This is a genomic window from Pseudomonas sp. ADAK2, assembly GCF_012935755.1.
GTDB lineage: Bacteria > Pseudomonadota > Gammaproteobacteria > Pseudomonadales > Pseudomonadaceae > Aquipseudomonas.
Genome location: NZ_CP052862.1, coordinates 5,885,624 through 5,908,359, shown reverse-complemented (window position 1 = coordinate 5,908,359; position 22,736 = coordinate 5,885,624). Strand labels below are relative to the sequence as shown.

15 protein-coding genes are annotated in these 22,736 nt (G+C 61.2%); 11 read left to right on the top strand and 4 right to left on the bottom strand.

The features are described from left to right. Positions 1 to 53 precede the first annotated feature (53 nt). Genes HKK52_RS27155 through HKK52_RS27145 form a run of 3 tightly spaced genes read left to right on the top strand, consistent with a single transcriptional unit; the run spans position 54 to position 3,618 of the window. Positions 54 to 1,955, top strand: coding sequence for a sensor histidine kinase (locus tag HKK52_RS27155; RefSeq protein ID WP_169373303.1), 1,902 nt, complete (start codon positions 54 to 56; stop codon positions 1,953 to 1,955). Continuing rightward, a complete protein-coding gene (locus HKK52_RS27150) occupies positions 1,952 to 3,280 on the top strand; it encodes a sigma-54-dependent transcriptional regulator (RefSeq protein ID WP_169373302.1) in 1,329 nt (442 codons plus the stop codon). Before HKK52_RS27155 ends, HKK52_RS27150 begins: the two co-directional genes overlap by 4 nt. Positions 3,281 to 3,288: 8 nt before the next feature. Then, on the top strand, positions 3,289 to 3,618 hold the full coding sequence (locus HKK52_RS27145; protein ID WP_178117504.1) for a GlpM family protein: 330 nt from the start codon (positions 3,289 to 3,291) through the stop codon (positions 3,616 to 3,618). Positions 3,619 to 3,630: 12 nt separating this feature from the next. On the opposite strand, the gene HKK52_RS27140 is transcribed toward HKK52_RS27145, so the two are convergent. Next, a complete protein-coding gene (locus HKK52_RS27140; RefSeq protein WP_178117468.1) occupies positions 3,631 to 8,745 on the bottom strand; it encodes a dermonecrotic toxin domain-containing protein in 5,115 nt (1,704 codons plus the stop codon). Between the two features lie 240 nt (positions 8,746 to 8,985). Between HKK52_RS27140 and HKK52_RS27135 the strand changes: the two genes are divergently transcribed. Then, positions 8,986 to 9,360, top strand: a complete 375-nt coding sequence (locus HKK52_RS27135) for a transporter (RefSeq protein WP_169374303.1) — start codon at positions 8,986 to 8,988, stop codon at positions 9,358 to 9,360. Continuing rightward, complete coding sequence (locus HKK52_RS27130) at positions 9,353 to 9,754, top strand: EamA family transporter (protein WP_169373300.1); 402 nt, start codon at positions 9,353 to 9,355, stop codon at positions 9,752 to 9,754. The genes HKK52_RS27135 and HKK52_RS27130 overlap by 8 nt, the downstream gene beginning before the upstream one ends. Before the next feature lie 128 nt (positions 9,755 to 9,882). Here HKK52_RS27130 and HKK52_RS27125 read toward each other — a convergent pair whose 3' ends face one another. After that, on the bottom strand, positions 9,883 to 10,635 hold the full coding sequence (locus HKK52_RS27125) for a MipA/OmpV family protein (protein WP_169373299.1): 753 nt from the start codon (positions 10,633 to 10,635) through the stop codon (positions 9,883 to 9,885). A gap of 218 nt (positions 10,636 to 10,853) precedes the next feature. Here HKK52_RS27125 and HKK52_RS27120 point away from each other — a divergent pair, with 218 nt between their 5' ends. From HKK52_RS27120 to HKK52_RS27100, 5 genes are all read left to right on the top strand, one after another. Then, positions 10,854 to 11,552, top strand: a complete 699-nt coding sequence (locus tag HKK52_RS27120; RefSeq protein ID WP_169373298.1) for an HAD-IB family phosphatase — start codon at positions 10,854 to 10,856, stop codon at positions 11,550 to 11,552. Beyond that, entirely contained in the window at positions 11,545 to 12,939 is a 1,395-nt protein-coding gene (locus HKK52_RS27115) for an aspartate aminotransferase family protein (protein WP_169373297.1), read from the top strand. Before HKK52_RS27120 ends, HKK52_RS27115 begins: the two co-directional genes overlap by 8 nt. Beyond that, entirely contained in the window at positions 12,936 to 13,814 is an 879-nt protein-coding gene (locus HKK52_RS27110) for an alpha/beta hydrolase (protein ID WP_169373296.1), read from the top strand. Before HKK52_RS27115 ends, HKK52_RS27110 begins: the two co-directional genes overlap by 4 nt. A 113-nt stretch (positions 13,815 to 13,927) precedes the next feature. Then, positions 13,928 to 15,697, top strand: coding sequence for a sensor histidine kinase (locus HKK52_RS27105; RefSeq protein ID WP_169373295.1), 1,770 nt, complete (start codon positions 13,928 to 13,930; stop codon positions 15,695 to 15,697). Continuing rightward, the gene (locus tag HKK52_RS27100) at positions 15,687 to 17,075 is read left to right on the top strand and encodes a sigma-54-dependent transcriptional regulator (protein ID WP_169373294.1); all 1,389 of its coding nucleotides are present in this window, start codon (positions 15,687 to 15,689) and stop codon (positions 17,073 to 17,075) included. Before HKK52_RS27105 ends, HKK52_RS27100 begins: the two co-directional genes overlap by 11 nt. A gap of 96 nt (positions 17,076 to 17,171) precedes the next feature. On the opposite strand, the gene HKK52_RS27095 is transcribed toward HKK52_RS27100, so the two are convergent. Together HKK52_RS27095 and HKK52_RS27090 are read right to left on the bottom strand one after the other, a co-directional pair. Further along, positions 17,172 to 17,840, bottom strand: a complete 669-nt coding sequence (locus HKK52_RS27095; protein ID WP_169373293.1) for a DsbA family oxidoreductase — start codon at positions 17,838 to 17,840, stop codon at positions 17,172 to 17,174. Between the two features lie 181 nt (positions 17,841 to 18,021). Continuing rightward, positions 18,022 to 19,041 carry an alpha/beta fold hydrolase gene (locus HKK52_RS27090; RefSeq protein ID WP_169373292.1) on the bottom strand — a complete coding sequence of 340 codons (1,020 nt, stop codon included), beginning with the start codon at positions 19,039 to 19,041 and terminating at the stop codon, positions 18,022 to 18,024. Positions 19,042 to 19,304: 263 nt separating this feature from the next. Between HKK52_RS27090 and HKK52_RS27085 the strand changes: the two genes are divergently transcribed. Next, entirely contained in the window at positions 19,305 to 22,592 is a 3,288-nt protein-coding gene (locus HKK52_RS27085) for a hypothetical protein (protein WP_169373291.1), read from the top strand. The last annotated feature ends 144 nt before the right edge of the window (positions 22,593 to 22,736 follow it).

Sequence of the window (22,736 nt, the reverse complement as noted above, 5' to 3'; positions counted from 1 at the left end):
ACTGGAAACCAGAGCAAGCCTGTTGCCACGCTGGTTGACCCAAGGCATCTGTGATGAAATGCGACCCCACTCTCTATCGCGCCGCGCCGCCATCACTCGCCGTGAAACCCCGTCTGATTCGCCATCTGTTCCTGCCGCCACTGGTCATCGCCCTGATGATCGGGTTGGGTTACATCGGCTTCTGGGTCAGTGAGCACTACGGGATTCGCAGCCTCAGCGAGAATGGTCAGCGTCAGCTTGAGCTGCACGCCCGCGCCGTCGAGAGCGAGATCAGCAAGTACACCTACCTGCCCAGCCTGCTGGAACTCGAATCCAGTGTTTCCAGACTGCTGGACGAACCGTCGCCGGAAACCCGGCAAACGGTCAACGAATACCTCGAAGGCCTGAACCGGCGCAGCCGCAGTCGGGCCATCTATGTGATGGACACCACCGGCCGTGTGCTGGCCACCAGTAACTGGCGCGACGTCGACAGTTACCTCGGTGAAGACCTGTCCTTCCGCGCCTATTTCCAGAACGCCGTGCGCGGTCAGCCGGGACGCTTTTACGGCATCGGCAGCACCAACGGCGAACCCGGTTATTACCTGGCCCACGGCCTCGAAGAGCACGGCAAGATCATTGGCGTCGCCGTGGTCAAGGTCCGGCTCGAAGCCATGGAAGAACGCTGGCAGCGCGCGCGCCTGGAAGCCTTCGTCAGCGACGAGAACGGCATCATCATTCTCTCCAGTGATCCGGCGCGGCGTCTGAAATCGGTGGTGCCGCTGAGCGACGAGACCAAGGAAAAACTCGCCCGCAGCCTGCAGTACTACTGGTTCCCGCTGAACGAACTGCAACCGCTGGCCCGGGAAACCCTGGCCGAAGGCGTTGAAAAACTGACCTTCCCCGCCAACAGCGAACTGGCCTCCGACGAACAGGACATCACCTACCTCGCTCAAACCCGCCCTCTTAGCGACACACCGTGGAATTTCACCCTGCTCACGCCGCTGGCGGATTTGCGCCGGGAAGCGATCAACCAGGGAATTCTGGTGGCGGTGGCGTTTGCCCTGGTAGCGTTCCTGCTGATCGCCTGGAACGAGCGGCGCAAGGTCATCGCCACCCGCCTCGCCGCCCGGGAAGCCTTGCAGGAAGCCAACAATCAACTGGAGCGTCGGATTACCGAACGCACCACCGACCTGCGCGCCAGCAACGAACGGCTCAAGGGCCAGATCCGCGAACGGCGCCAGGCCGAAGAGACGTTGCGCCGCGCCCAGGATGAACTGGTCCAGGCTGGTAAACTGGCGGCCATCGGCCAGATGTCGACCAGCATTGCTCATGAATTGAACCAGCCACTGGCGGCGCTGCGGACCTTGTCCGGTAACACCGTGCGCTTCCTCGAACGCGGTCAGTTGGACGTCGCCAGCACCAATCTGAAAACCATCAACGAACTGATCGATCGCATGGGCCGGATCACCGCCAGCCTGCGTTCCTTCGCCCGGCGTGGTGACGACAAGGGCCAGGCCAGCCTCGGCAAAGCCGTGGAAGCCGCCCTGCAACTGCTCGGCAGCCGCATGGAAAGTGCTCATCTGGATCTGCATCGCAACTTCAACGATGTGCAGGTGCAAATCGACCAGACGCGGCTGGAGCAAATCCTGGTCAACCTGATCGGCAACGCCCTCGATGCCATGCAGTCGCAACCCCTGCCCGCGCTGTGGCTGGAAGGCGAAGAACACGACGGCAAATATCGCCTGCGGGTACGCGACAATGGCCACGGCATCGACGCCGAAGCGCGCAAGCATTTGTTTGAACCCTTCTTCACCACCAAACCCGGCGAACAGGGCCTGGGCCTCGGCCTGACCCTTTCCGCCAGCCTGGCCGCGGCCACCGGTGGCCACTTGGGTGTCGAACACCCAGCCAGCGGCGGTACCACCTTCGTCCTCAGTTTACCGTTGGTAAGCCCCACTCCCGCCGAGCCAATATGAACAACGACCTTAGTGTGCTGATCGTCGAAGACGACCCCCATGTGCTGCTCGGCTGCCAGCAGGCGCTGACCCTGGAAGACATTCCCTGCGTGGGCGTGGGCAGCGCCGAAGAAGCCCTGGAGCGAGTCGGCGATAACTTTGCCGGGATCGTCATCAGCGACATTCGCCTGCCGGGCATCGATGGCCTGGAACTGCTGACCCGGCTCAAGGCCCGCGACCGCAGCCTGCCGGTGGTGCTGATTACCGGCCACGGCGACATCTCCATGGCCGTCGGGGCGATGCAGAAAGGCGCCTACGATTTCATGGAGAAACCCTTCTCCCCGGAACGTCTGGTGGATGTGGCGCGCCGCGCTCTCGAACAACGCAGTCTCGCTCGCGAAGTGTCTTCGTTGCGCCGGCAACTGGCGGAACGGGATTCCCTCGAAGGCCGGATCATCGGCCGCTCGCCGGCCATGCAGAATCTGCGTGAACTGATCGCCAACGTCGCCGACACCTCGGCCAACGTGCTGATCGAGGGCGAGACCGGCACAGGTAAGGAACTGGTCGCCCGTTGCCTGCATGATTTCAGTCGCCGCCACACCCAACAATTCGTCGCGCTGAATTGCGGCGGCTTGCCGGAAAACCTGTTCGAAAGCGAAATCTTCGGCCACGAAGCCAACGCCTTTACCGGCGCCGGCAAACGGCGGATTGGCAAGATCGAACACGCCGACAACGGCACGCTGTTCCTCGACGAAGTGGAAAGCATGCCGCTGCCGTTGCAGATCAAACTGCTGCGGGTGTTGCAGGAGCGCACCCTCGAACGCCTCGGCTCGAACCAGAGCGTGGCGGTGGATTGCCGGGTGATTGCGGCGACCAAGTCCGACCTGGATGAGTCGAGCAAAAAGGGCGAATTCCGCAGCGACCTGTATTACCGCCTCAACGTGGTAACGCTGGAATTGCCGCCGCTGCGCGAACGCCGCGAAGACATCCTGCAACTGTTCGAACACTTCCTGCAGCAGTCATCCCTGCGCTTCGACCGCGCGGTGCCGGAGCTGGACAACCAGACCTTGTCCAACCTGATGAGCCACGAATGGCCGGGTAACGTGCGCGAACTGCGCAACGTCGCCGAGCGTTACGCCCTCGGTTTGCCAGCGTTCAAGAAGTCCGGCGCCAGCGGCAGCAATCAGGGCCTGGCCTTCGCCGAAGCGGTGGAAGCCTTCGAGCGCAACCTGCTCAACGACGCTTTGCAGCGCAGCGGCGGCAACCTGACCCAGGCCAGCCTGGAACTGGGAATGGCCAAGACCACACTATTCGACAAAGTGAAAAAGTACGGGCTGAGCCACTGATGGACCTGATTCTCAAAGCGGCACTGGGCGCGGCGGTGGTGCTGATCCTCGCCGCACTGGCCAAGACCAGAAACTATTACATCGCCGGCCTGGTGCCGTTGTTTCCGACCTTCGCGCTGATCGCCCATTACATCGTCGGCAAGGGTCGGTCGCTGGACGATTTGAAGACCACCATCGTGTTTGGCATGTGGTCGATCATTCCGTACTTCGTCTATTTGGCGACGTTGTACGTGATGGTCGACCGCATGCGCCTGGAGGCGTCACTGGCCGTGGCGGCGGTGGCCTGGCTGATCGCGGCGACCGTGCTGGTGTCGGTGTGGGTCAGGTTGCACGGCTGACAATCATCGGCTTCAGAACAACGATTCGAAATACTGGATCGCCAACGGCTCGCCTATCGGGCCGCGCCAGATCGGATCAACCGTCGCGCCGGTACTGGCCAGTTTCTGCTGCCACTTCAAGCCCAGGTTGCGCTGCTCGGGGGTTTTCAGATGTGCCTTGTCGAACCGGTTGAACACCGGTTTGGCCGAACCGTAATGAAAATGTGCGTACCACAACGGCGTGGGCGTGGGCCGGGTCAAGTCGAGCACCTCATACTCTTGCAGGAAGTCGGGCCGGCCATCGGCGCGCCGGCCCAGGTCCACCAAGGTGCCGACCTTGCGGATTTCAACGAGGGGCTGGTCGGGTGTCGCCAGTTGATGCAGGTCATCCAGATAGCCTTCGGTGGGCGTCTTGCTGTTCAGTATTTGTGCAATCCGCAATTCGCGCCCGGCCTCGATGAGCCTCTCAGCCTTCGTGTTCAACTGCGCGATGATCGGCTCCTGCGCCGACACCCGGGCGATACGTCGGGCGCGCAAACGCAGTTCCGCCGCCTCGCTGGTCATCATGTAATCCAGATCGGCCGGCCGCATGTTTTGCCGGGCATAACCGTCGACCTTCAGCCGGTAGTTGTCCTGGGCCGCCAAGCGTTGTCGGGCCTCGGTCAACAGCACTTTGCGGTCGACAACGGCATCGGGCAGCAAGGGCTCCGACGGCACCTGACGTCGATACTGACCGGCGCTGGCGGGCAGCCAGTTTTCAACGCGTCCGTCTTCGCCGGGCATGATGAATCGGGTCTGGCGGGTCGCCGGGTCCACCGCTTTGGTGCCGATCAACAGGCGATTGCCATCGGTTTCAAAGATTTCCTTGCCACTGTCTTTCGCGTTCGGGGCCTGCTTGATGCCGTGCTTGATGCCGTGACGGGCATGGTTGCTCATCTTCTCCAGAAGCCCCTGCAACGGGGCCACCCAGGGTAGATCGAGGTGTTGCCCATAACCGGCGACCCACACGTTGAGGTCGCGACCAAACTGCTCGTACACCTCCAGGCACTCGCCCAGAATCTGATTGCGCCGATGCACATTGGCAATGACCTCCGGCAGGCTGTTTTGCGTATTCAACGCGTCATACACTTTGGTCCGCGCCCGCCCCATCCGCCCATGCAGGTACATCCAGGCAGGGTCGAGAATCCGGTCGTAGTGGGTGAGCAAGGGCAGATGGTTGAGGGTCTTGAGGTAATCGCGCCTGACTTCGGACAGTGCCGTGTCAATACGCTCCAGATCCTCGGCCACGCTCGCCTTGTCCGCGCGCACTTGAAGGCGCCGACGCCACAGATCGAGTTGTTCCAGATTGGCGTCGATCCCTTGCAGTTCATGGATCAGCTTCATGCGCAGCTGGCGCATTTGCCGGGTCAGGTGCAAGGAGCGCTGGATACTGCCGCTCGGCAGCTTGAGCAGCTGTTCGGTAATGCCAGCGATATCGTCCAGGTAATACAGACAGCGATCCCTGGCCAGGTCGACGCGGTGAATGGTCCTTTCGACCACCACCAGCGCTGACTGGCTTAACAGCTCCTGAGTCTGTTGCCGTCGATTGCCATGACTCAAGGGCAGCATTTCGCGGGTACGCTGGTAGCGCTGGGTAGCCAGTTCAATATCGCTGACACATCCAGCGTCCACCGCATCCAGGGTCAAGCGACGGGTGGCGTCATCGCTGGCGGCGTATTGCTGCAGGGCCGCGTTTTGAGTTCGGTGCCGGGTGTCGAGTTGCCGCGACAAGGCATCGATGGTGTTGCCCAATCGGCGCTGGCGATCCGCCCCACGGTCAATCAACCAGCGCGGCAGCCATCGACGAATAGCCGCCGGCCAGATCGGTTCAAGACCATCGGCCAGATGCCCGACCAGGTTACCGCCGCCCCACAGCCCTTGGTTGTACAACGTACCGTGTACTGCGAAATAGGTGTCCCAGTGCCCCACCGTTTCATCGAAGGCGATCGGCTGTTGATAAGCCCTGCGCCGAGTGCCGAACAGACGTAATGTCCGATCCAGCAGCCGCACCTGATAAACACGGCCCTGATGAATGATGAAGTCGCCGAGGGCGTGCCGGTACACGTTGCGATAGAGGCCCTCGCTACCCGGTTGCAGGCCGGCCAGGGAAATCGCCCCTTCATATTCGTAACCCTCGAACCGATCCATCAGCCTCCGGGCCTTGCGCAATGAGCCGCGATTGAACCTCGCGGCACCCTTGGCCAAGGCGTACGACTGACGTTGCCGGGTCAACGTATGCGCCGACACACTGGGCAAGATGTCCATGGCCGCATCGATCAGCGACAACAGCACCGACTCCAGTTGCGCCAGACCATGCCCGACTTCGCCGCGCAAGAAGGCGGCAACCGCCAGATTGGCGCTGTCCCAGGCGTCATATAGCGCAATCGCACTGCCCACAAACGGCACCATGCCCATGGCCATTTTCAGGTAGTTGAACATCACGCCGCCCTGCAACGCGTAGCGCTCAAGGGACAACGCGGTGTTGGAGCGTGACGTCGCGCGGTGCGCTTCGATCAACCGCCCCATATGGGCGTTGAGCAGATGGGCGGCCAGCGAGGTGTTCGCCGGCCAAGGCATGCCGACCCCGATCAAGGCATCGAAATTGCGCTGGCGCGCCTGATTGATCCGGCTCAGATGACGACTGTAATCGCCCTCCAAGGCGCGCCCCGCCAGGTAGTCGACCATGGTCGGGCGCAGGCACAGGTCGAACAACAACTGGCGCGCCAGTTCCAGCGTGGCGCGCTGGTAGAAAAAGCGGCCATCGGGGCTGTCGGGCAAGTAGAGCAGTGTCACGCCGCTGATTTGTTCCTCGATAAAGGTGACGCCCGACAACCCGGTTGCGCCGTCCTCGGTATCCGCCCCGCCGACCGTCAGGCTGGCCGGCTGCAATACAATGCGTTGGCCATTGGCAGTCTTGGCGTCGATGGCGCTGCTCAGGATGTTCCAACCGTCCTGGTCGATCTGTTTTTGCAGCAGGGCCGAGTCGCCGCGCATTTTCAGCATCAGGCGAAACGGTTCGACCAGGCATTCACGGCGATGGGCGTTATCGAACGCGGTCGCCGACGACGAGCCCATGAAGGCCCGGACAATCAGCCCCTCGTAATGCCCGGCCAGGTCCAGCTCGGTGATCAGGGTGCGCAGGTACGACGAGGTCAGTCCCTGAATCAGTGTGTCGCGCTCGGTGGCTGACTCCGCGCTGACCTCGACCTTCATCAGCGACATTCGCCACCACAGCGCCTGATCGATATTGATGTGCGCCAGTTGCGCGATCGACAACCTGCTGCGTTGCTCACTGGCGATCAGCACATTCTTTTGCGGCGTGCCCGGCGCCGCCCCTTCCAGCAAGGTTTTTTGCCAGGTGGTGGAATCCGGCAGGTCCAGGGTGACGCTGAAACCTTGTGTAAGTGCGAAGTCCCGGCGCAAGCACTCATCGACCCGCTTGTGGCTGAAATCATCCCGGTGCGGCAGGTCCCGTTCGATCAGCCTATGGGAACGCTTCATCGCCGCGATGAAAGCCGTGATCGACGCCTTGAGCCGCGCTCGCTCGGCATCAGATGACCGGCCAAGCCACTGCGGCAGGTGTCCGGCCAGGGTGTGGGTCTGTTGTTGTTCGAGGATGTCCGCGTACGCCTGCTCGCGGGCTTCATGCACCGGCACGCCGAGGCCGTCGACGGTTTCCAGTACGCGTTTTTCCAGTTCGACCCGGCGCTGTTCCTGATGGCGCGGCACCGGGTAGTCGGCCAGCAACGTGGCAACGTGCTGTTCACAGGCATACAGCTGGCTCTGCAACCCGTAGTCAAAGGGATCGCCAGCCACGGGCGTGAGGTGCAAGGTCAGGCCGGTGTCGATGGCGTGCAGTTTGAACACCGCCTGTTCCAGCGCCTGACGCGAATCAAAGCGCTGCAACCCGCCCGCGCTGCCGGGCCAGTAAAGCAGCAGGCTGTGGCCGGGTGCTTCAGGGGTGATGACCAGCGACCCATCCAGTGTCGCCGTTTCACTGAGCGACAGACTCAAACGGGCTGCCATCACCTCCAGTGTTCGGTCGGCGCGTTTGGGGTTATCCAGCACGGCTTCGAGCCAACGGTGTTCTTCGTCAGAGATGTGCTGCAACAGCCGTTGCACCGCGGCTTCGGCCCGCAAGCCGGCGAGACGCGCCTGATACAACGCGTCGTACTGGGCGTTCGGCCGCTGACGCAGTTCCAGCAGGCGCGTGGCCGGGCTTCGATCCAGCAATGCGACGGCTGCGGTGCGGGCGTTTTCTTCCGCGCGGGTCAATGCGTCGAGCTGTTCCTGAAGCGCCAGCAGACGGGTCGCGTCCGGCACCCCTTGGGCATCATCGAGCAAGGTTTCGATGGCCTGCCGTTGCTGCTGCAACGCTCGGCGACGATCACTTAAAGGCAGTTCGGCAGTCAGCGAGCCGAACAGCGGAGTGACTTCTTCCGCTTTCTCGATCTCGTTGAACTCAGGTGGCGTGGCAAAAAGCGTAAACGCGCTGTGCTGGACTTCGACGTAATGCTCACGCCATCGGCTGAGGGCCGCCAACAATGGATCATGCTGCGGGCTGTCGGCGAGGATGGACAATTGCTCGCGGCTCAAGTGGTCTTCAAGCGCCGAGCGCTGCTTGAACGGCAGAAAGGCCGGTTGCCGCGCGGGCAGGTAGAGCACCGGTCCGCTGGCGGCCGTGATCACCAGCGCGGCAGTCCATCCGCCCTCGTGCAGCACCGGCGGGCCACCTAGCCGCTCGGTGGTCACTGCGGCCGGATCCCCGGGGTTTTGCGCCGGATCCACCGACGCTTGCAGGGTTTTCAGTTGCTCGACGTCGAGTAGCCCTTGCGCGAAAGTCACCTGCGCGGCCGCATCGAAGTGCGCGCGAAACAATTGGGTCGCCCGCGTCCATCGGGACACCGCCGTGCCCGGCGCCCGCTCCGCCCACCAGGCGTCCCAGTGATCCTTGGGGGCATCCGCCATGAGTTCAATAAATGCTTGGCGACAGTCCTCCCAGCGCGCCGACGCCGCCAGAAACAGGCGTTCATCACGGCGCGGTCGGGCGCTGAGGGCATCGAAGTGAAGGTCGAGGGTTTCTGCGTGTTCGTTGGGTAGTCTGTCCATCCGGGGCCTGATCGTGCTGTCGGTGAGGCCGATCCTCACCGCTGTCGGCCGCATTAGAAGGACTTGGTGACAACGCCGGGCGGTACATAGTTATCGCATCGGCAACCTGATGTGTCGGCTGGCCCGGCGCTTGCATTTGCCCCCGCAGCCTTCTCGGCCGGCCGTCATGTCCGATGACGCCGGTGTCCGGAAGCGTCCGCCATAGGGTGAATCCTGACCGTGCACATCTTAGATCCCGAGCTGACCGTCACCGTCATCCTGCTGGTCGCCTTTTCCATCGTGCTGGACGTCGTCGGCCAGCTCTGTTTCAAGCTCGGCCTGGACCGCTTGCCGGAACTCGACGGCGGCTTTCGGCTGAATGCATTCTGGGGTCAGGTGTTCAATGCGCCGCTGCTGTGGTGCGGGATCGGCGCTTATACGCTGGAGTTTTTCGTCTGGCTGGAAGCCTTGTCCCGAGCGCCCCTGAGCCTGTTGTTCCCGGCCGGGGCCCTGGCCTATTGCGGCGTGGTGCTGGCGGGCAAGGTTGTGCTGGGTGAAACCGTCAGCCGCCGACGCTGGCTCGCGACCCTGGTGATTACGGTGGGCGTGATGCTTGTGTGTGCCGGCCATGCGTGAGTCGAAATCGGTGGCTTGGCTGCACGGGCGACTGGGCACGGTGGTGCTGTGGGCGCTGCTGATTGTGCTGGAAAGTGCCGGGCAGATTGCGACCAAGGTCGGCGGCGATCAGTTGGGCCAGATGACCTTTACCCTGCACTGGCTACAGGCCGTGGTGGTCGACCCCGGTGTGCTGTTTGCGGTGGGCTGCGGCATCGGCGCGTTCTTCGTGTGGATGCTGATTTTGCGGCGCAGCAGTTTGTCCCTGGCGTTTCCGCTGAGTTCGTTGGTGTTTGTCGGGGTGTTGCTCGGTTCGTGGTTAGGACTGGGCGAGCAGATCAGCCTGCTGCACTGGGTGGGCGTGGCGGTGATTATTGGCGGGATTGCGTTGTTGGCGGAGGGCGAACAAACCTGAACCAGATCGTTCCCACGCTCCGCGTGGGAATGCAGCCCGTGACGCTCCGCGTCACAGGACGCAGAGCGTCCCTAGAGGCATTCCCACGCAGAGCGTGGGAACGATCAAGGGGTGCGCGGATGCAGAAATCAATCGAACTTATAAGCCACCGCCGCCTGCACTTCCCCCTGATCGGCCTGCCCTACCTGCTTGACAATGCTGCTGTCCGCCGCCGAACCGGTCAGGTGAATCCAACTGGCGCTGGTCAACAACGACCAATGGGGCGCCAGAGGAAACTCGAAGCTCTGGGTCAAGGCCACGTTCTGCAACCCGCCCCCGGCGTTGTACCGGGCAATGCCCGAGGCCTGGGACTCAGCGCCACTCACCCCGAAAAACGCCTGGTTCTGCTGCCCATCGGCAAAGTGTGCGGTCAGGTTGCTGCTGCCGATCACCCCGCCACCCAATGGGTAACCGATCTCGCCACCTAACCGTCCGACCACGCCGTCAGGCCCGCCAACCGCTTCGCCCACAGACGCAAACACCCGCCAGAAATCAGCCGGCGCGTACTGCACGAAACCACCGACGACGCCCATGTCCGGCACATCGTGCAAGCCTTGCAAACTGCCGTTGGCGGTGCGTCCCGGCAGGTAATTGAGGAACGGCCCGGCGCTGAAACCGTTGCTCTTCAAGGCGCTCCAGGTCAGCCCATCGTCGGTACTGAGGCTGACATCGCCCCAGTCCAGATCGAAGTACGGCACCGGGCGGATTTCATGGCGGCTGCCGGTCGGGTCGTGGGGTTGAGAGCTCAACCCCGCGCCTGCTTCACCGGTGATGCCGTCGGCCATGGCGTTGGCTGACAAGCACGTCAGCGCTGCAAACAGAGCAACGGTAATCCTCGACATGAGGTCTTTCCTTAACAAGATATGCGCGCATCAATCCTCTTTTCGCCGCCCCTGCGCAAGCACTCATGTTGTTTGTAGCAACCTACAAAAATTGTAGCTTCGCCGACACATGCACCTGGCAAAACCCCGTAGATACGGGGCCGAATCCGATTGGCACAGTCCCTGCTCTACCCCTTTGGCAAGCGCAGACAGCGCGTCATGCCCAATAGGTACAACAGATGAATGACTGGCACATCGTGTGTGATTTCGACGGGACCATCACCCGCACCGACGTGATCGACAGCATCCTCCAGCGCTTCGCCGACCCGAGCTGGGAAGCGATCGAAAACGAGTGGCTGCAAGGCGACATCGGTTCCCGTGAATGCCTCAGCCGCCAGCTCTCGCTGGTCAAGGCCACGCCGAGCGAACTGCTCGCGTTCTTCGACACGATCGACATCGACCCGGACTTCCCCGACTTCGTCGACCACGTGATCGGCCTCGGTGCCTCCCTGGAAGTGGTCAGCGATGGCATCGAGCAAGGCATCGCACGAATCCTTGCGCGCAACTACGTCAGCCTGCTGCCGATCCTCGCCAACCGCTTGCGCCAACTCGGCCACGACAGCTGGCGCATCGACTTCCCGTATTCCAGCGACGCCTGCCGCGCCGCGTCCGGCAACTGCAAATGCAAGTCCACACCCAAGAGCAAACGGGTGCTGGTGATCGGCGATGGCCAGTCGGACATGTGCGTGGCGTCCACCGCCGATTTCGTGTTCGCCAAAGATCGCCTGGCCGAGCACTGCGAGCGCAACGGCATCGCCTATGCGCGCTTCGACAGTTTCGCCGAACTCCCGGCCCTGCTGGCCAGATTGCCCGCCGCCAGCGCCGCCAACACCAGCCCTTTCAACGTCGAAACACAGGAACTCTTCCATCATGTCTGATATTCGAATCGCGACCGCCGAAGACCAGATCCTTCTGGATAAAGAAGCCAAATACTGCTCCTACGGCGACACCGTTCACTACATCGACCCGCCGCGCATCTTCAGCCGCTGCGAAGGCTCCTACGTGTGGGACACCGAAGACCAGGCCTACCTCGACCTGCAAATGTGGTACTCGGCGGTCAACTTCGGTTACGCCAACCCGCGCCTGAACAACGCGCTGAAACAGCAGATCGACACCCTGCCGCAGATCGCCAGCCAATACCTGCACAAAGGCAAGATCGAGCTCTCGGAAATGATCGCGGTCGATGCCAAGAAGAAATTCGGCCTCGACGGTCGCGTGCATTTCAACGTCGGCGGTTCGCAGTCCATCGAGGACTCGCTCAAAGTGGTGCGCAACGCCACCAACGGCAAGAGCCTGATGTTCGCCTTCGAAGGCGGCTACCACGGCCGCACCCTCGGCGCCTCGTCGATCACCTCCAGCTTCCGCTATCGTCGCCGCTACGGCCACTTCGGCGAACGCGCCAATTTCATCCCGTTCCCGTACCATTTCCGCGGCCCGAAAGGCATGACCAAGGAAGAATACGGCAGCGAGTGCGTGAAGAATTTCGCTCGCCTGTTCGAGACCGAATACAACGGTGTCTGGGATCCGAAAACCAACCAGTGCGAATACGCCGCGTTCTACGTCGAGCCGATCCAGGGCACCGGCGGCTACGTGATTCCGCCGATGAACTTCTACAGCGAACTCAAGCATGTGCTGGATCAGCACGGCATCCTGATGGTGGTCGATGAAATCCAGATGGGCTTCTGGCGCACCGGCAAGCTGTGGTCGATCGAACACTTCGACGTCAAACCGGACGTCATCGTCTTCGGTAAAGCGCTGACCAACGGCCTCAACCCGTTGGGCGGCATCTGGGCCAAGGAAGAGCTGATCAACCCGAAAATCTTCCCGCCGGGTTCGACTCACTCGACCTTCGCCTCCAACCCATTGGGCACGGCGGTGGGCCTGGAAATGTTCAAGATGACCAGCGAAGTCGATTACGGCGCGATGGTCATGGCCAAGGGCAAATACTTCCTCGAAGGCCTGAAAGACCTGCAAAAACGCTACCCGATCATCGGCGACGTCGATGGCATGGGCCTGGCCCTGCGCTGCGAAATCTGCGGCCCGGACGGCTTCACCCCGGACAAGGCCACCCTCGACTTCATGGTCGACGAAGGCATGAAGGGCGACATCGAAATCGACGGCAAACGCCTGGGCCTGATCCTCGACGTGGGCGGCTACTACAAGAACGTGATCACCCTCGCGCCGTCGCTGGAAATCAGCTACCCGGAAATCGACCTCGGTATCGCCCTGCTCGACCGTCTGCTGCATCGGGCCATGAAAAGATGAATGACGTAGAGATCGACATGGGCGAAGGCAGCGCCGGTTTCGTTCTCGGCTCGGGCGAGGTCGCGGTGGTGTTGATCCACGGCCTCACCGGCACCCCGACGGAGTTGCGTCGGGTGGCCATGGGCCTGGCGAAAGCCGGGCACACGGTTTACGTGCCGACCCTGGCCGGGCACTGCGGGGGCAACGCCGAGCTGCAAGCCACTGGCTGGCGCGACTGGTACGAAAGCGCGCGCAACACCTTCGTCGGCGTGCGGCGCAAGCACGAGCGCGTTTTCGTCGGTGGCTTGTCCATGGGCGCGGTGCTGTCGATGTATTTGGCGGCCGAACATCCGGGGCAGATCGAAGGCTTGCTGCTGTACTCCACGACCCTGCGCTACGACGGCTGGAGCATCAACAAACTGGCGTTCCTCACGCCGTTGCTGATGCGAATCCCGTTCGGCGTGCACCTGTGCAGCTTCGAAGAAAAGCCGCCCTATGGCATCAAGAATGAACGCCTGCGCAGCATCGTCGAACGCCAGATGAAGGCCGGCGAAAGTAGCGCGGCCGGTTTGCTGACCATGGAAGGCGTGACTGTACGCGAACTGCATCGGCTCAACGCCGAGGTGAAAAAACGCATGCCCGAGATCACCACGCCAACGCTGGTCCTGCACTCTCTGGAAGACGACATCACCAGCCGCTGGAACGCCGATTACGTCGAGCGCAAACTCGGCGGGCCGGTGGTCAAGGTGTTGCTGGACGACTGCTATCACATGATCACCGTCGACCTGCAATACCACCGGGTAATTGAACTGAGCGTGGACTTCATCCATCAGCGCTTCATCCAGCAACGTTCCGTGCCACAACCGCTGCGCCGGGAGTATCGGCAGCTGGCCTGAGCCGATGGCGACCCCGGTTGCAGACGGGTCGCCACTGGCGGGGCAATGTCGGCTACTGTATTGAACCAGGCAACACAATTGATCCTGCCATGGCTTTCGACAAGCGAAACCCGATGACCAAACGACCCGCCAACGCCCGACCCTTCGCCCTCTCCGGCTGGAGCCTGCAACGCAAACTGGTGCTGGCCTTCTGGCTGGTCAGCGTGATCCCGACCATGATCGCCGCCGAGCTGGCGGCCACCACGCTGTCGCAGATTTTCGACAGCAACGTGCGCATCTGGCTGCAGGAATCGACCAAGATCGTCGAGGACGAGATCAGCGAAATCCTGCGGGACAACGCCCGGGCCGCGCAGCTGTTCCTGCGTTATACCCGCCCGCCTGTTGATAAGTTGTCGGTGCGCCACGACCGGTTGACCACCGACATCGCCGATTCCATGGGCATCGACGTCGTCGCCCTGGTGCGCGACAGCGATCACAAAGTGGTGTTCAGCACCGCCGCCGATGACATCGTGCGCCAGATCAGCACCGCGCCCAAAGCCGTGTTGCAAACCTTGCAGATCGGCGGCGTGGCGACCGGCACCGTGGTCTCGACCTTTGAGACAGAGCAGGACGGCGTCGATTACAAACTGGTGATTGCCACTTATCTCGACAACAGCTTCCTGACCAGTGTCTCCGATGTGCACTCGCTGGATTTGCGCTTGTACCTGGCCAAGGGCGATGACTTTTCCGAGATCTTTTCCAGTCAACGTTTCGAGGATCACCCGGCGGCCGTGCCGGAGAACATCGAACAGGTCCTGCGCACCACCAAGCTGCCGACCGAACAATTCACCAGTCGCTACAGTGGTATCTACCGGCCGATTCTCAACGAAAACGGCGACCTGCAAGGCGTGATTTTCAGCGGTTTGCTGCGCCATACCAGCCTCGTGGGGCTGGTAAACCAAAGTAACCTGTTCATCCTGATCTTCCTGCTCAGTTCGGCGGCGTCCCTGGCGGTTGGCTGGCTGGTGTCCCAGCGTCTGACCAAGCCATTGCGCGGGCTGTCCAACGGCGTACAAGCGGTGATTGCCGGGGATTATCGCCAGCGTTTACCGGTGACCGGCGGCGATGAACTGGCCGAACTGAGCAGCACCTTCAACCACATGAGCGAGCGCCTCGGCGAGTTGCAGCACTTGGAATCGCAGCTGCGCCGCCGCGACCGATTGCACGCGCTGGGCGAAGTCGCCATGGGCCTGGCCCATGAAATCCGCAACCCGTTGGGCATCATCAAAACTGCCACGCAACTGCTGCACCGGCGCGCCGATTTGCCCGAGACCGACAAGCGTCACCTCGAGTATGTGGTCAGCGAAGTCAGTCGGATCAACGACCTGATTACCGATTTCCTCGACTTCGCCAAACCCAGCGCGCCGCTGCGCACCACCCAAGCCGCGCGGCCGTTGGTGGATGAGTTGGTAGGGTTCTGTGCCCCGGAACTGACGAGCCACAATATCGAGGTGTTGATTGACGATCAGGCCCCGGGCGCAACCCTGTATGCCGATGCGCGCCAGCTCAAGCAGGCCGGGCTGAACCTGATCGTCAATGCCATCGACGCCATGCCCGACGGCGGACGGCTGACCCTCACGATCAGCCGTGATACCAGCCACACCATCCTCCGCGTGGCGGACACCGGCCAGGGCATCGAACCGGACATGCTCGAACGGATCTTCACGCCGTTTGTGACCACCAAGGCTTCGGGCACCGGCCTGGGCCTGGCCAAGGTGTTTTCGATCATGGAAAACCATGGCGGGCACATCGAATGCACCTGTGAAAAAGATGCCGGGGCGACCTTCAGCCTGTACATTCCGGCCCATGGCGACGACTTCGACGAGGCGAGCGATGACACATAACGTACTGGTGGTCGATGACGAGCCCAAGCTCTGCGACCTGCTGGCCTCGGCCCTGAGTCAGAACGAAATCACCGTGTTCACCGCCGGCAACGGCCTGCACGCGCTCAAAGTGCTGGAGTGCGAGGACATCGATCTGGTGATCAGCGACTGGCGCATGCCCGGCATGGACGGCCCGCAGTTGCTGGCAGAAATCAAAAGCCGTTTTCCGCAGCTGCCGGTGATCGTGATGACCGCCTACAGCACCGTGAAAAACGCCGTGCAGTCGATGCGCAACGGCGCCTTCGACTACATCGCCAAGCCGTTCGACATCGACGAACTGGACATCACCGTCAGCAAGGCCCTGCAATTTCGCGACATCCTCAAAGACAACCAGCGCATGCGCGCCGAACTCGACGAACACCAGCAGATCGACAGCCTGGTGGGCGACAGCCCGAGTTTCCGTCGGGTGCTGCAAGCGATCGATTCGGTGCGGGAAAGCAACGCGACGATTCTGCTGACCGGCGAAAGCGGCACCGGCAAGGAAATGGTCGCCCGAGCGATCCACAAACATGGCAATCGCGCTGACAAACCGTTCGTGGCGGTCAACTGTGCGGCGATCCCCGAAGGCTTGCTGGAAAGCGAAATGTTCGGCCATCGCAAAGGCGCGTTTACCGGCGCCGTGGCGGATCGGATCGGGCGTTTCCAGCAGGCGGACAAGGGCACGTTGTTTCTCGATGAGATCGGCGAAATGCCCTTGGCGTTGCAGGCGAAAATCCTCCGCGCCTTGCAGGAACGGGTGATCGAACCGGTGGGCGATCCGCGCGAGCGCAAGGTTGATGTGCGGGTGATCGCCGCCACCAACAAGAACCTGCTGGACGCGGTCGCCAACAAGGAGTTTCGCGAAGACTTGTATTACCGCCTCAACGTGTTCCCGATCCCGCTGCCGGCCCTGCGCGAACGGGTCGAAGACATCGCCCCGCTGGCCCGGCATTTCGCGCATACGCTGGGTGCTGCGGCGGGTAAACGCTTCAGTGGTTTCAGCGCGGCGGCGTTGCAGGCGATGGCTAATTACTCGTGGCCGGGGAATATTCGCGAACTGCAGAATTGCGTGGAGCGCGCGACGATTGTCGCGAGCGGGTCGGTGATTGAAGAGGATGATCTGCCGGCTTATCTGTTTGCCTCACGGCCGAGTGACAGTGGCGTGCTGATTGAGAACAACGGCGTACCGGCGGACCTCGAAGCAGCGCTGGCGCAAGTGGAGAAAAGCTACATCCTGGCAGCCCTGCAACAGAGCAACGGCGTGCAAGCCGCGGCGGCGCAACTGATCGGAATTTCCGAGCGCAGCTTCTGGTACCGGCTGAAGAAATTGGGGATTCATGTGGACAAAATCGTCCGTTAGGCCCCGCTGATCGTTCCCACGCTCCGCGTGGGAATGCAGCCCTTGAGGCATTCCCACGCAGAGCGTGGGAACGATCACACGATCAGGGGGACGGGGTCAGTTGTTGACGGTGCCGCCCTTCGCCTCACTCATGATCTGCCGGATCGCCCCGACAAAGGTCTCCACCGGCTGCCCGCCACTGACCGCATATTGCCCGTTGAACACCACCGTCGGCACCGAACTCACACCCCGCGATAGCCACAACTGCTCCTCTTCGCGCACCTCTTTGACGTACTCGTCGGACGCCAGGATCGCCTCGGCCCGCTGCCGATCCAGCCCCACACTTTCAGCGATCTGCGCCAATTGCGGGTGATCGGACGGGTTACCGCCGTCGGTGAAATACGCCTTGAACAACGCCTCTTTCAGATTGAACTGCAACCCTTCCAGCCCCGCCCAGTAAAGCAGCCGATGGGCGTCGAAGGTGTTGTAGATGCGGCTGCTGCCGTCGGTGCGAAAGGCAAACCCGACCTCGGCGCCACGGGCGCGGATCATCTCGCGGTTTTTCTGCGATTGCTCGGGGGTCGAGCCGTACTTTTCGCTGATGTGTTCGGTGATGTTCTGGCCGTCGGGACCCATGTTCGGGTTCAGCTCGAAGGGCTGGAAGCGGATCTCGGCCTGCACCTCGTCACCGAGCAAGTCCAACGCTTGGGTCAGGCCGTACAAACCGACGACGCACCAGGGGCAGGACACGTCGCTGACAAAATCGATTTTCAGGGAGTTACTCATCGCGTACCTCGCAGGTTGCATCGCACCGGAAAACCTCAACGATACACCCGACTGCCCCAGGACCGCAGCCCTCCCCCTGTAGGAGCGAAGCTTGCTCGCGAAGGGGCCATCACATTCAACATTGATATTGGCTGACACACCGCTTTCGCGAGCAAGCTTCGCTCCTACGGGGAATGGGGGATTACAGGAGGTTCGGCGTCGCCACCGGTTCAATCTGCGCCCAATGCGAGGTGTCTTCGCGGTGGGTCTGCAAGTACGGCAACACCGCCGCCAGTAATGGCGCCTTGAATGCTTCCTGGAAACGATGGGCCATCCCCGGAATCAGTTTCAACTGACTGCCCCGGATATGCGCCGCCAGGTGTACGCCGTGCATCACCGGCAACAGCGGATCCGCCGTGCCGTGCACCACCAGCGTCGGCACCCGCAATTGGTTGAGCAACGCCACCCGGCTCGGCTCGGCGAGGATCGCCATGATCTGGCGCTTCACGCCTTCGGGGTTGAATGCCCGGTCGTACGAGGCCGCCGCTTGCTGCAACAACTCCTGCCGATCATCACTCACCGACGGACTGCTCAGGGCCGCAAGTAAATCGGCCTGTTGCTCCAGCGCCACCTCGCGATTCGGCGCCCCCCGGCGCGACAACAACTGCACCAGCGCCGCGCTCGGCGCCGGCAAGCCTTCAGCGCCCGAGCTGGTCATGATCAGTGTCAGGCTCTCGACCCGTTGCGGTGCCATCGCCGCCATATGCTGGGCGATCATCCCGCCCATGCTCGCGCCCAGCACGTGGAATTGCTCGACGTGCAAGGCATCCATCAGGCCCAGCGCGTCCTCGGCCATGTCCGTCAATGTGTATGGCGCCGAGACCGGCAAGCCCAGTTTGTAGCGCAGCACTTCGAAGGTCAGGTTGGCGTTGGCCGGGGTCTGGCGCCAGGTCGACAACCCGACATCGCGATTGTCATAACGAATCACCCGAAAGCCCTGCTGACACAGCGCAACCACCACCTCATCCGGCCAGTGGATCAGTTGCCCACCCAACCCCATCACCAGCAGCAATGCCGGATCGGAGGCACGACCGATGCTCTGGTACGCCAGGCTGACCTGGTCCAGATCGACATGTTCAGTCGGGACATTGACATCGCAACGCGATGCCGCAAAGGACGCCAGGCTGAAAAGCAGCGCCGCCAGAAAAAGAAATACACGCATGAAAAAACACCGAAACGCAGAACCCCAGTAGAGCGCGAGTCTGATGAAGTTTGTTCAAGCGCGCTGCCACAGTTGCGTGACAGTTTGATGAAGATTGCCGAGCGGTCGCCCCAGCGCCTTTACCGTTCCTGTCGGGAGAAAGGCAAACCACTCATCGGAAGCATCCCTTTACCTGTTAGTTCTGACAGTTGTCGGTCACCAGAGCTGAGTATTCAATCAACGAAGAGCAAACAAACCAATATCGCCATCCGCCGGAGACTTCCATGAGCATTGACAACCGGTCCGAAACTCCTCAAGCCCCGGCGGTCGCAGGCCTTACTCGCCCAGCACTTGAAATTCCCGGCGCGATTACGCTGGTCGAAGAAGCCGACGTTGGTGTCAATCGAGCCTTGATCGGAGCGCAAGGTCTAAAGATTGTCATCCAGTCCTATGCCCTCAACCCGGGCGATAACGTGTTGGTGTACATCGATAACCGGCTGGTTCTGGTGTGGCCGGTCGAGAACGATTGCGGCGGCCGGCCCATCAGCCAATACATCCCGGCGAAGTTGATACCGGAAGGATTTATCACCCTGACTTACAGGGTAAACGTTGAAGTGTCAGCCCCCTTGAAAGTACTGATCAAAACCCTGTTGCCCGGTGGCATCGATCCGCAACCGGACGCTGCGGGGCACTACCTGTTGGCCCCGCCGCTGCTTACCTCAACCACCCTGAACGGCCAACAGGATGAAACGGTTTATGTCGCGCCCTATGACGACATGCGCCAAAACGATGTGGTAACGCTGATCGTCGGCAACTCGGCCTTGCCCCACACCGTAACAGCCACCGAGGTCGGGCAGTCCCTGACGTTTACCCTGTCCAGGGATCTGGTGGGCAGCAATGGCGATGGCGGAGTCGTTCTGTACTACACAATCCGCGACGAAGTCGGCAATCGCGCCACCGATCATTCATTGAGTGTTTCGGTGATGATCCAGACCGGCTCTGCTGCGCCAATACCGCCGACGGTGACGGGCATTGGTGAGCAGAACACCCTCTATTTGAGCCAGTTGGGGAGCCAATCGGTCATCGTCAGCCTCGACACCCGGGCCTTTAGACCCGGCGACGTACTGACATTGTTCTGGATGGGGCTGGACCGCACGGGTATGCCCACGTCGCTCACCGAGGTGCAAACCCTGAAATCCCAAACGACGCTGGATTTCACCATTGCCAATGCGGTGATCCAGACGCTCGCCGGGGGGAGCGCCCGAATATTTTTTACCCGCACCGACGCCCAGGGCGGCAAGCAGCAATTACCGTCCAAGGAAATTCTCATTGTCGGTAACACGCGCAGGATCAGCGCCTCGAATGAGACACAGAATCAGGAGGCGGTTGGCGGTATCCTTGCGGCTCCTGAAAACAGCGTCCTGAAGATTATCCCGCCGATCATCCTGGGCAGGACTGAGCCGGTGGTGGGCGCCGACTGCGGGGTCGCGCTAGCGATTTACGATAACAACTTCCCCAACGGGGCCGACGTCATTATTGATTCCTTCGTTGGCGCGGCGGCGTTCGATGTCATCGACCTCCTGCTCAATGGGAACATCGTCGACACGGAGATCGTTCGACCCGGGACAGAGAATGCCCGGCACTCGATGACAATCCCCAACGGGCTACTCAACCCGAACGCCGTGAACACACTGGAGGCCACGGTCAGCCGGGTCAGTAACAATACCCAAAGGTCCACCCCACTGCTGGACGTCCTGTACAACGCCATCCGCCCCGGGAACAGGGACATCAATTCCATCCCTGGGCACTCGGAACTGCAACTGAAGTTGCCGCAAGACATACTCGACAATGGCCTGGACGCCGCGCGTGCAGCACTGGGTGTCGAGGTTAGCTTTTGCTATCCCTACTGCCGGGCGCACGATGTCGTCGAGTTGCGCATGGGAAGCCTCACCGTTCGCTTCACCGTCCTGCCGAGGGAGGCACCGCAGTTCGGAGGTATTGCGCCAATCTGCATCGTGCGCACGTTGACAGCGCAGCAGTTTCAACAGGCTGGCGACAGTCCGCAGTTCACTTTCACCTACACCGTTCATGACCAGATCACCAACGGTGCAGACCCGTCCGACCCGTTCTCGGTGCCCGTGGTGATTGATGTCGATCTCGCCGGGGTGCGTCGTCCTGCTCCGATTTTCTTCGATAACCCGAACGATACTGACTCGGCCATCATTGATCTGGAGCAGTTGGGCAGTAACAACCTGAGCATGCTGGTCAGAACCTTTGCGCCACAATTTGCTATCGGCGACACCATCAGGGCCAGGTACAGCAGCCCACCCAGTCCTGATTTCTTTGTGGACGGGACGATTACCGGGCAGTTCGGGCAACCCAACCCGCTTGCGTTGGAGGTACCCAACAACCTGGTGATCTCCGGGCGCTTGGTGACCGGCAGTTATGTGCAATCCAGAAGCGGGGTAGCGATTGCCAACTCGAGAATCGCCACGGCCCGCGTCATCGGCCAAGGCATGCCGGATTTGCCCCCCCCTATTGTGCTGGTCGCACCCAACGGCGTGCTGGATCCGAAGGACAACCCGCAAGGGGCCGTGGGTCGGGTGACCGTGCCAGGCTTCACCCCGGGCGATCAGGTGCAATTGGTTGTGCGCGGTAGCGCCGGTGACGGCTCTCCCACCTTCGCCCCCCTGCCCTTGAACGCTGCCGGTCAAGCGGATTTCCCGCTGAGCCTGGCCTTTATCAATGCCAATCTGGGGCAGGTTGTCAGGATCACCTACCTGTTGATTCGCGGTGCTGCCCAACAGGAATCACGTGTACTGGACCTCACCGTCCTTAACGTGACTGCCACGCCCACTATCACCTCGGTGACCTCCGGCGGCGGGGTTGTACCCGACCGAGGCCAGACCTACTACCGAAGCCTCGGCATCACCGGTACGGGGCCGACGGGCCAGTCGGTAGAGGTGCTTATCAACAACGTTCCGATCGGTCAGTACCCGGTCAATTCCAACAACGTATGGACCGTTCCCGCTCGGGTCTTCATTCCCACCACCCATACCATCACGGTTCGTACCATTGATGGCAGCAATAAGTCCTCGACACGCGTCGTCATCGTATTGGAAGGGCTGTCCCTTCATATCGCACAATTTGCCCACCAGGATATGGGCGGATGGACATGGGGTGGTGCAGGCAGGCACGACGATTTTTCCTGGAAAGCTTATCCTGCGCAAAACTATTACCACCTGCATAATTACACCTATACCAACAATTCAAGCGGGGTAGTTTTGCAGAGGACTTTCAACAACCTGACCCCAGGCGCCACCTACCTACTGTCGTCGGGCGTCTTCCGCTCAAATACACCGTACGTTCACCCTCAACTTCAGCTGGGAAACAGCGCGGGAGACCGTTCTCCCAATTACTACCTTTCCGTTATCCATCAGTTGATATCGATGCAACTCACGTTCATCGCGACATCTCCCGTGATGACGATGTATTACATTAACAATGAGGCTTCAGGAACCGGCAATGACTGGTACACAACGCATATTCAGGTGCAACGAATGAGTTTGTAAAACGCAACGGATCCATTTGATTGCGAATAAATATGCAAATAAGAGCAAGCAAATAGCAAATGACCAAATAAGGACCAAATAAGGGGACAGATCTATTTAATCCCCTTGATATTCAACCCAACAAAAAACCCGCTGACCGTCACC

Excerpts from the sequence above, each read along its gene's own strand:
- HKK52_RS27155 (WP_169373303.1), top strand. The coding sequence starts at position 54 with ATGAAATGCGACCCCACTCTCTATCGCGCCGCGCCGCCATCACTCGCC.
- HKK52_RS27150 (WP_169373302.1), top strand. The coding sequence starts at position 1,952 with ATGAACAACGACCTTAGTGTGCTGATCGTCGAAGACGACCCCCATGTG.
- HKK52_RS27140 (WP_178117468.1), bottom strand. The coding sequence starts at position 8,745 with ATGGACAGACTACCCAACGAACACGCAGAAACCCTCGACCTTCACTTC.
- HKK52_RS27130 (WP_169373300.1), top strand. The coding sequence starts at position 9,353 with ATGCGTGAGTCGAAATCGGTGGCTTGGCTGCACGGGCGACTGGGCACG.
- HKK52_RS27125 (WP_169373299.1), bottom strand. The coding sequence starts at position 10,635 with ATGTCGAGGATTACCGTTGCTCTGTTTGCAGCGCTGACGTGCTTGTCA.
- HKK52_RS27120 (WP_169373298.1), top strand. The coding sequence starts at position 10,854 with ATGAATGACTGGCACATCGTGTGTGATTTCGACGGGACCATCACCCGC.
- HKK52_RS27115 (WP_169373297.1), top strand. The coding sequence starts at position 11,545 with ATGTCTGATATTCGAATCGCGACCGCCGAAGACCAGATCCTTCTGGAT.
- HKK52_RS27110 (WP_169373296.1), top strand. The coding sequence starts at position 12,936 with ATGAATGACGTAGAGATCGACATGGGCGAAGGCAGCGCCGGTTTCGTT.
- HKK52_RS27105 (WP_169373295.1), top strand. The coding sequence starts at position 13,928 with ATGACCAAACGACCCGCCAACGCCCGACCCTTCGCCCTCTCCGGCTGG.
- HKK52_RS27100 (WP_169373294.1), top strand. The coding sequence starts at position 15,687 with ATGACACATAACGTACTGGTGGTCGATGACGAGCCCAAGCTCTGCGAC.
- HKK52_RS27095 (WP_169373293.1), bottom strand. The coding sequence starts at position 17,840 with ATGAGTAACTCCCTGAAAATCGATTTTGTCAGCGACGTGTCCTGCCCC.
- HKK52_RS27090 (WP_169373292.1), bottom strand. The coding sequence starts at position 19,041 with ATGCGTGTATTTCTTTTTCTGGCGGCGCTGCTTTTCAGCCTGGCGTCC.
- HKK52_RS27085 (WP_169373291.1), top strand. The coding sequence starts at position 19,305 with ATGAGCATTGACAACCGGTCCGAAACTCCTCAAGCCCCGGCGGTCGCA.